The following is a 13048-nucleotide window of genomic DNA, read 5'->3' as shown; positions in this document are numbered from 1 at the left end:
CCACCGCCCCGGGCGGCGGCCGCCGCCGGGGGCGCCGTGCCACGCGCCGTGGGCGACGGCCAGGCCGCCGCACAGCAGCGCCACGGTCAGCGGCTCGGTGTAGGCCGCGCGCGTGAACGTGAGGAACGGCAGGCTGGCCCCGAGGGCCGCGGTCGGCACCAGGGCCCACCACGACCCGGTGAACCTCCGCGCGGCGGCGAACACGGCCAGCAGGGCGACGGCGCCGATGGCCACGACCCCGGCCAGGACGGCCCGCTCGCCGCCGACCCAGCCCTGGACCGCGAGCAGCGCGGGCAGCATCGTGTTGCCCTGGGCGTACAGGTGCCCGTCCTGGAGCCAGAAGGCCTCGGTGCCCGCGCTGGCCCCCGCGACGGCGGCCGCCGCCTGCTCGGCCGAGCCGACCGGGATCGGCGCGGCGGCGTGGTCGGTCAGCCACAGCGCCCGGAGCGTGAGGAACCCCGGGTCGCGGTTGACCACGACGTACTCCGCGACCCGGCCGAGCCCCAGGGCGACCCAGAGCGCGACCAGCGCCAGCAGCGCGCCGACCGCGGCGAGGTCGCCCGGACCGCGTCGCGGCGCCCCGGGCACCCACCGCCAGGTGGCCGCGGCGAGCGCCGCCGCCAGCGGCAGGACGACGACGGGGCGGAACTGCCCCGCGAGGACCGCGAGCAGGCCGGCGAGCCCGAGGCAGCCGAGCAGCACCGGCGCCCGGTCGGGCACGGCGAGCAGGGCCCGCGCGAGCAGGTCGCCCGCCCGGGACGCGCGGGTCGACGTCACGCCCGCGCCGGCAGGGTCAGCACCGCGGACTCGCGCGGGTAGGGCAGCGACGGCACCCACCCCCGGATCCGGTGCACGTCCAGCCCGCACGAGGCCAGGGCGGCGGCGTACCGGGGGCGCTGGCTGTCGTCGAGCAGCACGAGGCCGCCGGGGGCGAGCCGTCGCGTCGCGGCCTCGAGGCACGCCGCCCGGGCCCGCCCGTCGACGACGACCAGGTCGAGCTCGCCGGGGACGTCGTCGATCGCCCGGACGTAGGCGGCGTAGTCGCGCCCGCCCTCGCCCCGGCGACCGGACGGCACCAGCGGCTCCGGGGTGGACCGCGGGGGCACCTCCCGGACGTCCAGCCGGTCGGCGACCCCCGCGTCCCGCGCGAGGTCGCGCACGAGCGCCGCCCACCCCGGCTCGTGCTCGACGCTGGTCACGTGCGCGGCCCGCCGGGCGAGCCAGACCGACGAGGCTCCCGAGCCGTACTCGAGCACGCGCGCGGACCCGCCCAGGGCGTCCAGGTGCGCCGCGACGCGCGCAGCAGCCCCGTACGTCCACCAGGGGACGTCGAGCGCGACCAGGTCGGCCGCGTCGTGGATCGCGAACATCGAGCGCACCTGCGCCGCGACGCCAGCCGGGCGTGCGGCGCCCCGCGCGTCGAGCGCCGCGAGCGCACCCGAGCGGTCGGCGACGCGGCGGGCGGACCGCCACAGACCCACGTACGCGCCGCGCAGGACGTCGGCGGGGCGCTCAGCCACGGTCGGCCTCCCGGTCGTACTCGAGCCGCCGCAGGTGCTCGAGCTGCTGCTCGATCAGGACGCGGTTGGTGCGCAGCAGGTCCGAGAGCACCCCCAGCGCGACCGACAGCAGGCACGCCACGGCCATGATCGCGCCGAAGATCAGCGACTGGACGTTCCCGGCCGTGCCGTTCACCCACCACAGGACGAGGAACCGCACCATCGGCACCAGGGCCAGCACCCCGAACACGGCGGCCAGCGTCGCGAACACGACGTACGGCTTGAACATCAGGTACGACCGCGTGATCGCGGTGGCCGAGCGCGCCATGTGGTGGAACACGGTGCGGAACAGGCGCGACTCGCGCGTCGGGGGGTTCGTCACCACCGGCACGCTGACGATGCGCAGGCGCCGGTGCCCCGCCTGGATGATCGTCTCCATCGCGTAGGAGAAGTCCGTGACCACGTTCAGCCGCAGCAGCGCCGCCCGCGAGTAGGCGCGGAAGCCGCTGGCGGCGTCCGGCAGGCGGGTGTCGGCGGCGCGGCTGACGACCGCGCTGCCCAGGCGCTGCATCCGCTTCTTGAACCAGGAGAACTCGGCGATCGTCGCCGTCTGGCGGTCGGCCACCACGACGTCGGCCACGCCGTCGAGGATCGGCCGCACGAGGTCCCCGATCCGGTCCTGCGGGTACTGGTTGTCGCCGTCGGTGTTCACGACCACGTCGGCGCCGTGGGCCAGCGCCCAGTGCACCCCGTCGCGGAACGACCGCGCCAGCCCCATCGTCCGGGTGTGCCGGACCACGGTCGCGCCGTAGGCGCGGGCGACCCGGGCGGTGCCGTCCGTCGACCCGTCGTCGACGACCACCACGGCGATCTCGTCCACGCCGTCGATCCGCTCCGGGATCGAGGCCAGGACCGTCCCCAGGGTCTCCTCCTCGTCGAGGCAGGGGATCTGCACGACGACCTTCATGCTGCGCTCACGCGGTGCCCGCACCTTCCGTCCCGAGGTCGTCGGTAGCCTAGCCACCGGGCCGACGTGCAGCGCCGCCGCACCCGCCCCGCACCACCGACGGATCCGGAGACCTCATGGCACGCGCACTCATCACGGGCATCACCGGCCAGGACGGCCTCTACCTCGCCGAGCTCCTGCTCGCCAAGGGGTACGAGGTGTTCGGGCTCGTGCGGGGGCAGAACAACCCCAAGATCGCCCTGGTGCGCGAGGCAGTCCCCGAGGTCCGGGTGCTCACCGGGGACCTCACCGACATGCCGAGCCTGATGACGGCCCTGGCCACCGCGCGCCCCGACGAGGTCTACAACCTCGGCGCGATCTCGTACGTCGCGTACTCCTGGCAGAACGCCCGCATCACGACCGACGTGACCGCGGCCGGGGTGCTGAACATGCTCGAGGCGGTGCGGCTGCACACCGCGGGCGGCCCCGTCCGGTTCTACCAGGCGTCGTCGTCCGAGATGTTCGGCAAGGTGCAGGAGGTCCCGCAGCGCGAGTCCACGCTGCTGTGGCCGCGGTCGCCGTACGGCGTCGCCAAGGTGTTCGGGCACTACATGACCATCAACTACCGCGAGTCCTACGGGATGCACGCCTCCTCGGGCATCCTGTTCAACCACGAGTCGCCCCGGCGCGGCCCGGAGTTCGTGACCCGCAAGGTGACCCAGGCCGTCGCGCGGATCTCGCTCGGCCTGCAGGACGAGCTCGTGCTCGGCAACCTCGAGGCCCGCCGCGACTGGGGCTTCGCGGGCGACTACGTCGACGCGATGTGGCGGATGCTGCAGCAGGACGAGCCCGACGACTACGTCGTGGCGACGGGCGAGACGCACTCGATCCGCGAGCTCCTGGACGCCGCCTTCGCGCACGTGGGTGTCGACGACTGGTCCCACCTGGTGCGCACGGACCCGCAGTTCGTCCGCCCGGCCGAGGTCGACCTGCTCGTGGGCGACGCCACGAAGGCCCACGAGCGCCTGGGCTGGCGGCCGACCGTCGACTTCGGCGGGCTGGTCGCGATGATGGTCGAGCACGACCTCGCCGAGCAGCGCAGGCTGACCGCGTGACCGTCGCCCTGGTCACCGGCGCGACCGGTCAGGACGGCTCCTACCTGGTCGACCGGCTGCTCGCCGAGGGCGTCCGGGTGCACGGGCTCGTGCGCCCGGGCGACGAGGTCCGCGCCGACGGCTGGACGCCGCACGCCGTCGACCTCGCCGACCGGGCGGGGCTGCGCGCGCTCGTGCTGCGGCTCGCCCCGGACGAGCTGTACAACCTCGGCGGCATCAGCTCGGTCGCCCGGTCGTGGGCGGAGCCGGAGCTGACGGTGGAGCTGTCCGGGCTCGCCCCGGTGACGCTGCTGGACGCGGCGCTGGCGGTCCAGGAGACCGCGGGCCGCCCGGTGCGGGTCGTGCAGGCCTCGTCCGCGGAGATCTTCGGCCACCCCGACCGGGTCCCCCAGGACGAGTCGACGCCCGTCGCCCCGCGCAACCCCTACGGCGTGGCGAAGGCCCTCGCGCACCACGCCGCGGCCGTCTACCGCGGGCGCGGCCTGCACGTCACGTCCTGCGTGCTGTTCAACCACGAGTCGCCCCGGCGGCCGACCACGTTCGTCACGCGCAAGATCACGCGCGGCGCCGCGCGGATCGCGCTGGGCCTGGACGACACCCTCGTCCTGGGCAACCTCGAGGCGCGCCGCGACTGGGGCTGGGCCCCGGACTACGTCGACGCGATGGTCCGCGCGGCGCGGCACGACCACGCCGTGGACTGGGTGGTGGCCACTGGGCGCGCGCACTCGGTCGCGGAGTTCGTCGCCGCCGCGTTCGCGGCCGCCGGGCTGGACGACTGGGAGCGGCACGTCCGCGTCGACCCCGCGCTGCTGCGCACCGGCGACGCCCCCGAGCTGGTCGGGGACCCGGGGCGCGCCGAGCGCGAGCTGGGCTGGCGCCGCACCCACGACCTCACCGGGCTGGTCGCGGCGATGGTCGCGCACGACCTGGCGCACCCGGAGGGTTGAGGGCGCGTCAGGGTACGTCCGCCTGCACCAGCCGGGCGCGTCCCTCGACCTGCAGCGAACCGTCCGAGGCCGGCACGAAGGCCGCCTGGCCCCGCGTGAGCCGGAGCTCCGCGCCGGAGGAGGCCCGCACCGTGGCGTCGCCCTCGAGGCACAGCAGCACCCGCGGGCCGCGGCCCGGCAGCGGGTGCACGCCGTCGTCCTCGACCCCGGTGATCGAGAGCTCGAAGTCGTCGACCGGCGCGTAGTAGACGCGCGTGGCGCCGTGGAACCGCTCGGGGGCGATCCGGATCGGGGGCGCCGCGACGTAGTCGACGTTCCGCAGCAGCTCGGCGACGTCGACGTGCTTCGGGGTCAGGCCGGCCCGCAGCACGTTGTCGGACGACGCCATGATCTCGACCCCGACGCCGCGGAGGTAGGCGTGCACGCCACCCGCGGGGACGAACAGCGCCTCCCCCGGGTGCAGGGTCACGGGGTTGAGGAGCAGCGAGGTGACGATCCCGGGGTCGCCCGGGTAGGCCTCCGCGAGGCGGACGACCGTGCGGTCGGCGCGCGGGGAGGGCGACCCGTCGGCGAGGCGTGCGGCGCAGGCGTCGACCACCCCCTGGACCTCCCGGGCCGTCGGCCGGGTCTCCGGCTCCAGCAGCTGCGTGAACGCGGACTCGATGCCGCGGGCGTCGGGCTGGGCGGCCAGCACGTCGTGCAGCTCCTCGGCGAGCGGCGCGTCGAGCCCGGCCAGCAGCTCCGCCGCGCGGCGCGGCGCACGGAAACCGCAGACGGCCTCGAACCGGGTCAGTGCGTACACGAGCTCGGGCTTGTGGTTGCGGTCGCGGTACGAGCGGTGGGACGCGTCGAGAGGCACACCGGCCCGCTCCTCGCGGTCGAACCCGGCGCGGGCGGCGTCCACGTGGGGGTGCACCTGGAGCGACAGCGGGCTCTCGGCGGCGATGATCTTGAGCAGGTAGGGCAACGTGGGGCCGAACCGCGCGACGACGCCGTCGCCGAGCGCTCCCCGCGGGTCGCGGTCGATCGCCTCGACGAGCGTCCCGGTGCCGCCGCCGTCCGGGGTGAACACCGGCGAGGGTCCGGCGTGGTGCGCACCGAACCACGCCTCCGCGACCGGTCCCCCGGGCGCCGGCGTGCCGAGCAGCTCGGGGATCGCGGTCGGCGACCCCCAGGCGTAGTGCAGCTCGGCGCTCTCGATCCGGATCATCACGCTCCCTCCGCCGTCTCGAATTCGGACACATTGGCACAAACCGGACATGGCTTCCAGTCCGTCACCCGGACGGCGGACACCCCTGTCGCCCCGACGGCGCAGCGCGGGATGGGCCACACTGTATGACCATGCGAGGCATCATCCTGGCCGGCGGCTCCGGCACACGACTCCACCCGATCACGCTCGGGGTGAGCAAGCAGCTCGTCCCGGTCTACGACAAGCCGATGATCTACTACCCCCTCTCGACGCTCATCCTGGCGGGTATCAGGGACGTCCTGATCATCACCACCCCGCACGACGCCGAGCAGTTCCGGCGCCTGCTCGGGGACGGCTCGCAGTTCGGCATCTCCATCGAGTACACCGTGCAGGCGGAACCGAACGGGCTCGCACAGGCCTTCGTGCTCGGCGCGGACTTCGTCGGCACCGACTCCGCCGCGCTCGTGCTCGGCGACAACATCTTCTACGGCCACGGGCTCGGCTCCCAGCTGCAGCGGTTCGAGCAGATCGACGGCGCCGCGGTCTTCGCCTACCGGGTCGCCGACCCGACGGCCTACGGCGTCGTCGAGTTCGACGCGGCCGGCCGCGCGCTCTCCCTCGAGGAGAAGCCCGCCGCCCCGAAGTCGAACTACGCGGTCCCCGGGCTCTACTTCTACGACAACGACGTGCTCGCCATCGCGAAGGACCTGAAGCCCTCGCCCCGCGGCGAGTACGAGATCACCGACGTCAACCGGCACTACCTCGAGCAGGGCAGGCTGCAGGTCGAGGTGCTGCCCCGCGGCACCGCGTGGCTGGACACCGGGACGTTCGACTCCCTGCTCGAGGCCTCGGACTTCGTGCGCACCATCGAGAGCAGGCAGGGCATGAAGATCGGCTCGCCCGAGGAGGTCGCGTGGCGGCGCGGGTTCCTCTCCGACGACGAGCTGCGCGTCCGCGCCGAGCAGCTCGTGAAGTCCGGGTACGGCGCCTACCTGCTCGGCCTGCTGGAGTCCGACCAGCGCTGAGCGGTCGCTCGCCGCACGAACGGAGGGCCGGGTGCGTGCACCTGGCCCTCCGTTCGTGCGGCGGCCTCGCTAGAGGTAGAACTTCTGCGCCACGACGAGCACGCCCGTGACGTGCAGCGCGAGCACGCCGACGGCGATCGCCCAGGCGGTGGCCGTGACCGCGACGTGGGCCCGCGCCTCCACCACCGCGGCCACGGGCTCCCCGTCGGCCTCCCGGACGGCGGCGTCCAGGGCCTGCGCGTCCCGCCCCCCGGGCCCGGCTTCCGCACCGACGTCGACACGCTCCACCGACGGGTCCGCGACCCGCCGGCTGCGCACCAGACGTTCCGCGAGCAGCGGTGGGAGCACGAGCAGCGCCGGGACCACCATCAGCAGGTACCGCCCCTGCAGCAGGTTCGTCAGGCCCGTGGACGCGAAGTAGCCGTACTCCACCGCGTACATGCCGAGCATCATGCCGAGACCGGACAGCACGCACAGCGCCACCAGGCGGTCGACACGACGAACCGCCTCCGCGACCGGACCCCGGCGGCGGCCGCGCACGAGCAGGACCAGCCACACCAGGACCATCAGCGCGACGAGCAGGTAGCAGAACCACACCACCTTCTGCGCACCGAGCGGCAGCGGCGTGTTCACCCAGCCGAAGTTGCCCCACATCTGGTCGACCCACAGCGTGCGGAACTCCGCGAACCCCGTGTTGATCTGCGTGCGGGCGTACGTCAGCAGGTCGCGGGGACCGTCCTCGGTGCCCTCGGGGAATCCGAGTCCGGTGTTGATCCCCAGCACGCGTGCCGCGACCAGCCAGGACCCGTACGTGAGGCCCACCCCCACCGCGGCGACCAGCGGCTCACCGACCAGCACACGCCAGTCCCGCACGCGGTACCGCAGCTTGCCCAGCAGCCACCCCACCGCGATCGGGATCACCGTGAGCGCGGCGAACGGCTTGCCGAGGGCTGCCAGGCCGGCGACACCGCCCGCGGCGAGCATCCACCAGGGCGCCCGCGCCTCCCGGACCAGGCGTGCGCCGATCCACAGCGCCGCGAACCCTGCCGTGACGACCCAGGCGTCGTTGTTCACCAGCGCGAACTGGTGCGCCAGCATCGGCTGCAGCGCCACCGCCGTGATCAGCCCCGCGCGCGCTGCCGGGCGGCCCGGCAGGACCTCCCCCGCGAACAGCCACGCCAGCACGATCGCTCCGACACCGAGCAGCACCGACCACAGCCGGATGGCATGCACCTGGGCGACCGTGTCGTCGGCGGCGAGGTGGTAGGCCAGCGTGGCGGGCGCGTAGTACGCGGGAGGGTACGACGCCGCAGGCCCCGTGCCGTCCGACAGCGGGCTCGCGACCGCGTCGGCCTCACGGAGCGCCTCGGCGGACGAGTCGTCGAAGTCGGGCCGGTCGGTCGGCTGCCACGCCGAGACGTGCATCGCGTGCGACGTCACCGTCAGCGACTCGGAGTACGTCCCGTGCTGCCGGTCCTCGGTGTTCCAGTTCGGCAGCCGGCCCTCCTCCGCCATGAACTGGACGTTCGCGTAGTGCGCCCCCTCGTCCATGCCCTGCAGCGGCGGGATCAGCACGGACCACAGCAACCCGCGCGCCACCACCAGCACGATCACGGCGACCAGTCCCCAGCGCGGGCGCAGCGCGAGCACCACCACGCAGGCCAGGACGAGCACGGCGAGCCCCACGACCCAGCCCGGCGAGCCCCAGGCGGGGCCGTACACGGCGATCCGGTCCAGCACGTCGCCGACGACCGACAGCATCGGCCGGTCGGGCTCGCCGTACAGGGCGACGACCGGGTGCTGGCCGTCGACGGTGTCCCACAGCGCGGGGCCCCGCCGGGAGTCCTCGGACACCGAGAGCGTCACGTCGTACGTCGTCCCCGCGGAGTCCGCGATCGGGTCGAACGAGATCACCGTGGCCAGCGCCGTGTCGGGGAGCTCCGCGCACGGTGTGTCCTGCGACGCGATCTCGCGGCCACCGTCGCGGAGCGTCGCCGTCAGCGTGCAGTCGGCACGGCCCGACCAGGTGCCCAGCACGACGGCGACCTCGCTCAGGTCGTCCTCGGTGGCGGTGAGCTCCATGTCGAACGAGGCGCCCGGCCGCAGCTGGGTGTCGGCGTTCGTCAGACCGAAGTGCTGCGTGACGTCGCCCTGCTGCGCGCCGACACGGGCCGTCGCGGCGAGCACGACACCCAGCAGCACGACCACGACGCACAGGACGGCCGGGATCCACCGCGGGGCACGAGGCCGCACCCGTCGCGTGGAGCCCACGGCCCCGCCGTCCCGCGCAGCCGATGCCACCACGCTGTCCTCACCCGTCGTGGACACCCGACCTCCTCCCGTGGCGCACCCTCCGGCACGCACGGGGAGCCATCGTGCCACAGCGCCGTGGACGTTCCGTGCAGGTCCGGTGGGGTACCCGACCCGACCTGCCGCCGACCTCAGTCGGCCCCGCGCACCTGCGGAGCGGAGTCCGGCAGGGTGCCGGACGAGACACGCGGCGGTACCGACGGCCCGCCCGGCTCGAGCTCGGGCTCTGCGCGCGGGTCAGGGTCGGGCTCGTGCGCGAGCCACCCGAGCAGGACCACCCAGGCGAGCACCGCGAGGAGGGCGGCCCCCAGCAGCACCGACTCCGGCAACGGCGGATCCCACCGGTTCTCCACCGGTTCGAACCACGGCGCGGAGGTGCCCGCCACGTACCGGCGGAGGTTCTCCCAGAAGCTCAGCAGCTGGGTGACCGCCACCACGCCGAGCAGTACCCAGGACACCCGGCGTGCCACACCGGCGGCGACCGGGGCACGGCGGTCGAGCAGGAACCCGGCGAGCACCGGGACGCCCACGGAGACAGCCATCAGGTACCGGCCCTGCCAGGGCAGGCCGACGTAGCTCGCGTTCGGCACCTGCAGCACCAGCGGCAGCAGCAGGACGACGAGCAGCAGCGCGACGAACGCGGCGCCCTCGCGCAGGCGGGCCGCCCCGAGCGACAGCACCACGACCACGCCGAGCGCGGCAGCGAGCAGCAGGTACACGGACCCTGGTGCCGGGGTGTCGTGCCAGCCGAACCGGCCGAACTGCTGCTCGACGTACGAGGACGTCAACCGCAGCACGTTGTTCAGCGCGCGCTCGGTCGTGAGCTCGGGGAACGCCTGGGTCCGGGCGGTCGTGACCCCCTCCGCGGTCAGCGTCCAGGCGACGGCCGCGGCCGACCCGAGCACACCCAGTGCCAGCCCCGGCCAGGTCCGGCGGTCGACGAGCGCTGCTCGCACCGGTGCCCATCCCACGACGAGCACCGCCGTCAGGACGATGATCGCGAGGTAGAGCGGGGAGAACGCCTTCGCGTTGACCAGGAGCACGACGAGGACCCCGGCACGCCACCACCGGCGGCGCGTCAGCGTGCGGTCGGGGTGCCGGAGCGCCAGGAGCAAGGTCGTCCACAGCCCCAGCCCGGCCGCCGCCTCCACCGCGTTGGGGTTCACGGTGCTGTTCATGAAGACGACCATGGGGGTGGTCGCCAGGGCGACCGCGGGGACGATCCAGCGCCTGCGCGACACCTCGGCGACCGAGCGGAGCCCGAGAGCGATGCAGAAGGCGCCGAGCGCCGCGCTGACCAGCCGCATGAGGTAGAGCGTGCCGTTGCGCGGTTCGAGGAGCGTCGGAGCGCCGACGATCGCGTAGTAGAGCGGGTTGTAGTTCCCCGCCGAGGTCGTGGCCTGCACGACCTCCGTGACGTCACCCCACTCCGGCACCCAGCACGAGGCCGGCTCCGTGGAGTGGAACGCGTAGCAGCCGGCCATCTCGTGCGTCAGCGCGTAGATGCGCGGTACCTCGGCGACGAGCAGACCGGGGCGCAGCTCGACCAGGTCGGCGCCGCGGTACAGCGAGGCGGCGCGCACGATGTGCGCGGGCTCGTCGGGCGCTGCCGCCATGGGGTTCGCCAGCGCCCACACGCTGCCGAGACCGGTCAGGACGAGCCAGGACAGCCAGAAGACCAGGCGCGGGGAGCGGGAGCGCAGCGCACGACCCGGACGGTGCGACCGGCCCGGGGCCCGCTCGTCCTCAGCGGCCGTCCGCACCGCTCGCCTCACCCTCGGCGGTGTCCTGCGCCGGGCTGCCGCCGGCGGCGGGCTTCGGGCCCGGCGGCGGTACGGCCGCGGCGCGCGGCAGCGTCTCGTCGACGGCGATGCGGCGGGCGAGCAGCGTGATCTGCTGCTCCATGTCCCGGAACCGGCGGTAGGTCGTCACCATGTACAGCAGGAACGCCACGATCAGGCCGTACAGGAGCAGGTCCGTGCCGCGGCCGACGCCGACGAACTCGGCGATCGCGTTCCACGCGTCCGGGAACAGCACCGAGAGCGCGGCGAGGGCCGCGGCGAGCAGCACGGACACCCGGCGCAGCGCGAGGTGGCGCGCACCGCTCGGCGCGCGCAGCCCGAGGACGAAGACGGCGGCGATGGCGACGAGGAGGAGGAGCTTGATGAGCACGCGGGTTACCTGTAGATCATCTCGGTCAGGATGTTCACGGCGTTGAACACGGACTGCCCCTTGGACCGCGAGTAGTCGGTGTAGAGGATGTGCACCGGGTGCTCGACCCACCGCAGCCGGGCGTGCCCGACCTGCTCGATGATCTCGGACGCGTGGGCCATCCTGTTCTGCCGGATGCTGAGGGCGGAGGCAGCCCGCCGGTTCAGGGCGCGCAGACCGTTGTGGGTGTCGGAGAGGTGCACGCCGGTCGTCAGGTTCGAGTACACGATCGCCGCACGCAGGACGAGGCGCTTGACCAGGCCCGGCCGGGTCCGCGAGTCCAGGAACCGCGACCCGAAGACGACGTCCGCCTCGTCGGCCCGCAGGCGCTCGACCATGGCTTCGGCGTCCGTCCGCTGGTGCTGGCCGTCGGAGTCGAACGTGACGACGTACCGCGCACCCAGCCGCAGCGCCGCCTCGATCCCTGTCTGCAGAGCCGCGCCCTGCCCGAGGTTGATCGGGTGCTGCACCACCAGGGCCCCCGCGTCCCGGGCCACAGCGGCCGAGTCGTCGGTGCTGCCGTCGTCGACCACGACGACGAGCGGGAACGCCGTGCGGAGGTCGCGGACGACGTCGCCGACGACCGTCCGCTCGTTGAACAGGGGCACGACGACGCAGACGTCGTCGTGCTGCTGCTGGGCCTGCAGGGCCACCCTCACGCTCTCCCCTCACCGCCGACCGGACGGTCAAGGGTACCTGCGCGGCGGCGTGCCTCGACGCAGCCCGCGGCCCGTAGGCTCGACGCCGTGGAATCCCAGAACCACTACTACGGTCACAGCAGCGCCCTCGCCACGTACGCGGGGCTCGACCGCGCCCGGCACCTGCCCGGCCTCGTGCAGCACGGCTGGACCGCCGTGTCGCCCCTGGACACGCACTTCCGGGACTTCCCGGCGATCGGCACGGCGACCGGCCCCGCGCGGCGGTCGCTGTTCGTGTGGTCGCACTCGTCGCGTGCGTGGGACCCCGCGACGGCCGACCGCCGCAGCGTCCCGATCGGTGCACCGTGGCACTACCTGTGCGCACGGCTCGGGCCGGCGCCGACGGGCTCCGGCACGGTGATCCTGCCGGTGCACGGCATCGCCACCCAGGCGCTGCGGGGCGACCACCGCGCGGTGGCGCGCGCCTGGGCCGCGACGGAGGGACCGGCGACGGTCTGCCTGTACCACGTCGAGGCCGACGACCCGAGGGTCGTCGAGGCGTACCGGTCGGCCGGCCACGAGGTCGTCACCCTGGGACGCCGCACCGACCCGGCGTTCCTCGGACGCCTGCACGCGCTGCTGACCGGCGCGGGTCGTGTCGTCTCCAACCGCCTCTCGACTCCGATCGTCTACGCGGCCTCGCTCGGCATCCCGACCGCCGTGACGGGCGACGCCATGCACCTGGCCGGCGAGGACTCCGCGGGTGTGGACCGGCTCCGTGAGCGGTGGCCCGAGTTCTACGACGACCAGGCGGGGGCCGCGCAGCGGCGCGCTGCCGCCGAGGCCGAGACCGGCCTCGCCTACGTGCGCGAGCCCGAGGAGCTCCGGGCCCTGCTGAGGTGGGACCGCCGGCACGTCGGGCCCTGGCTGGACCACTGGCTGACCGCGCCGGTCAGCCGCACGCTCACAGCGGTGCGGCGGCGTTCCTCGTCGGCCACGCCGACGGCTGCCAGCGAGGGCGCTTCCCTCGGTGCCGTCGCGTGGCTGCGGGCGAGCGCGGCGTACCTGCCGCGCCCGCTCGGCCGCGCCCCGAGCGACCGGTCCGAGCCGATCCGCGTGGCGGCGACGGCATGACGCCGTCCCCCCGGTGGCCGCGCTCGGGCACCCG

At 74.3% G+C, this 13048-nt stretch carries 12 protein-coding genes; 4 read left to right on the top strand and 8 right to left on the bottom strand.

Features of this window, described 5'->3' with window-relative positions:
- From EBM89_RS05165 to EBM89_RS05155, 3 genes are all read right to left on the bottom strand, one after another.
- The coding region (locus tag EBM89_RS05165) for a hypothetical protein (protein WP_439647166.1) at positions 1 to 777 on the bottom strand (777 nt) is incomplete at its 3' end.
- Positions 774 to 1520, bottom strand: a complete 747-nt coding sequence (locus EBM89_RS05160) for a class I SAM-dependent methyltransferase (RefSeq protein WP_122148393.1) — start codon at positions 1518 to 1520, stop codon at positions 774 to 776. The genes EBM89_RS05160 and EBM89_RS05165, both read right to left, overlap by 4 nt.
- On the bottom strand, positions 1513 to 2466 hold the full coding sequence (locus EBM89_RS05155) for a glycosyltransferase family 2 protein (RefSeq protein ID WP_122148392.1): 954 nt from the start codon (positions 2464 to 2466) through the stop codon (positions 1513 to 1515). Before EBM89_RS05155 ends, EBM89_RS05160 begins: the two co-directional genes overlap by 8 nt.
- Before the next feature lie 116 nt (positions 2467 to 2582).
- Here EBM89_RS05155 and EBM89_RS05150 point away from each other — a divergent pair, with 116 nt between their 5' ends.
- Complete coding sequence (locus tag EBM89_RS05150) at positions 2583 to 3560, top strand: GDP-mannose 4,6-dehydratase (protein WP_122148391.1); 978 nt, start codon at positions 2583 to 2585, stop codon at positions 3558 to 3560.
- On the top strand, positions 3557 to 4507 hold the full coding sequence (locus EBM89_RS05145; protein ID WP_122148390.1) for a GDP-mannose 4,6-dehydratase: 951 nt from the start codon (positions 3557 to 3559) through the stop codon (positions 4505 to 4507). The genes EBM89_RS05150 and EBM89_RS05145 overlap by 4 nt, the downstream gene beginning before the upstream one ends.
- 7 nt (positions 4508 to 4514) lie before the next feature.
- On the opposite strand, the gene manA is transcribed toward EBM89_RS05145, so the two are convergent.
- The gene (gene manA / locus EBM89_RS05140; protein WP_122148389.1) at positions 4515 to 5717 is read right to left on the bottom strand and encodes a mannose-6-phosphate isomerase, class I; all 1203 of its coding nucleotides are present in this window, start codon (positions 5715 to 5717) and stop codon (positions 4515 to 4517) included.
- A gap of 131 nt (positions 5718 to 5848) precedes the next feature.
- Here manA and rfbA point away from each other — a divergent pair, with 131 nt between their 5' ends.
- The gene (gene rfbA, locus EBM89_RS05135) at positions 5849 to 6721 is read left to right on the top strand and encodes a glucose-1-phosphate thymidylyltransferase RfbA (protein WP_122148397.1); all 873 of its coding nucleotides are present in this window, start codon (positions 5849 to 5851) and stop codon (positions 6719 to 6721) included.
- A 69-nt stretch (positions 6722 to 6790) separates the two neighbouring features.
- On the opposite strand, the gene EBM89_RS05130 is transcribed toward rfbA, so the two are convergent.
- The 4 genes from EBM89_RS05130 to EBM89_RS05115 form a co-directional block, all read right to left on the bottom strand.
- Positions 6791 to 9049 (bottom strand): DUF2142 domain-containing protein, encoded by a 2259-nt coding sequence (locus tag EBM89_RS05130; protein ID WP_122148388.1) that lies wholly within the window; start codon positions 9047 to 9049, stop codon positions 6791 to 6793.
- A gap of 113 nt (positions 9050 to 9162) precedes the next feature.
- Positions 9163 to 10794 carry a DUF2142 domain-containing protein gene (locus EBM89_RS05125; protein WP_122148387.1) on the bottom strand — a complete coding sequence of 544 codons (1632 nt, stop codon included), beginning with the start codon at positions 10792 to 10794 and terminating at the stop codon, positions 9163 to 9165.
- The gene (locus tag EBM89_RS05120; protein WP_158609511.1) at positions 10778 to 11203 is read right to left on the bottom strand and encodes a DUF2304 domain-containing protein; all 426 of its coding nucleotides are present in this window, start codon (positions 11201 to 11203) and stop codon (positions 10778 to 10780) included. Before EBM89_RS05120 ends, EBM89_RS05125 begins: the two co-directional genes overlap by 17 nt.
- 5 nt (positions 11204 to 11208) lie before the next feature.
- On the bottom strand, positions 11209 to 11901 hold the full coding sequence (locus EBM89_RS05115; protein WP_122148385.1) for a glycosyltransferase family 2 protein: 693 nt from the start codon (positions 11899 to 11901) through the stop codon (positions 11209 to 11211).
- A gap of 87 nt (positions 11902 to 11988) precedes the next feature.
- On the opposite strand from EBM89_RS05115, the gene EBM89_RS05110 reads away from it, so the two are divergent.
- The gene (locus tag EBM89_RS05110) at positions 11989 to 13014 is read left to right on the top strand and encodes a hypothetical protein (RefSeq protein ID WP_122148384.1); all 1026 of its coding nucleotides are present in this window, start codon (positions 11989 to 11991) and stop codon (positions 13012 to 13014) included.
- Positions 13015 to 13048 lie beyond the last annotated feature (34 nt).

The sequence above is a fragment of the Cellulomonas triticagri genome (genome assembly GCF_003696205.1).
In the GTDB taxonomy this organism is placed as follows: domain Bacteria; phylum Actinomycetota; class Actinomycetes; order Actinomycetales; family Cellulomonadaceae; genus Cellulomonas; species Cellulomonas triticagri.
Note: the sequence above shows the minus strand (reverse complement) of the source record. Positions and strands in the feature narration are given on the sequence as shown.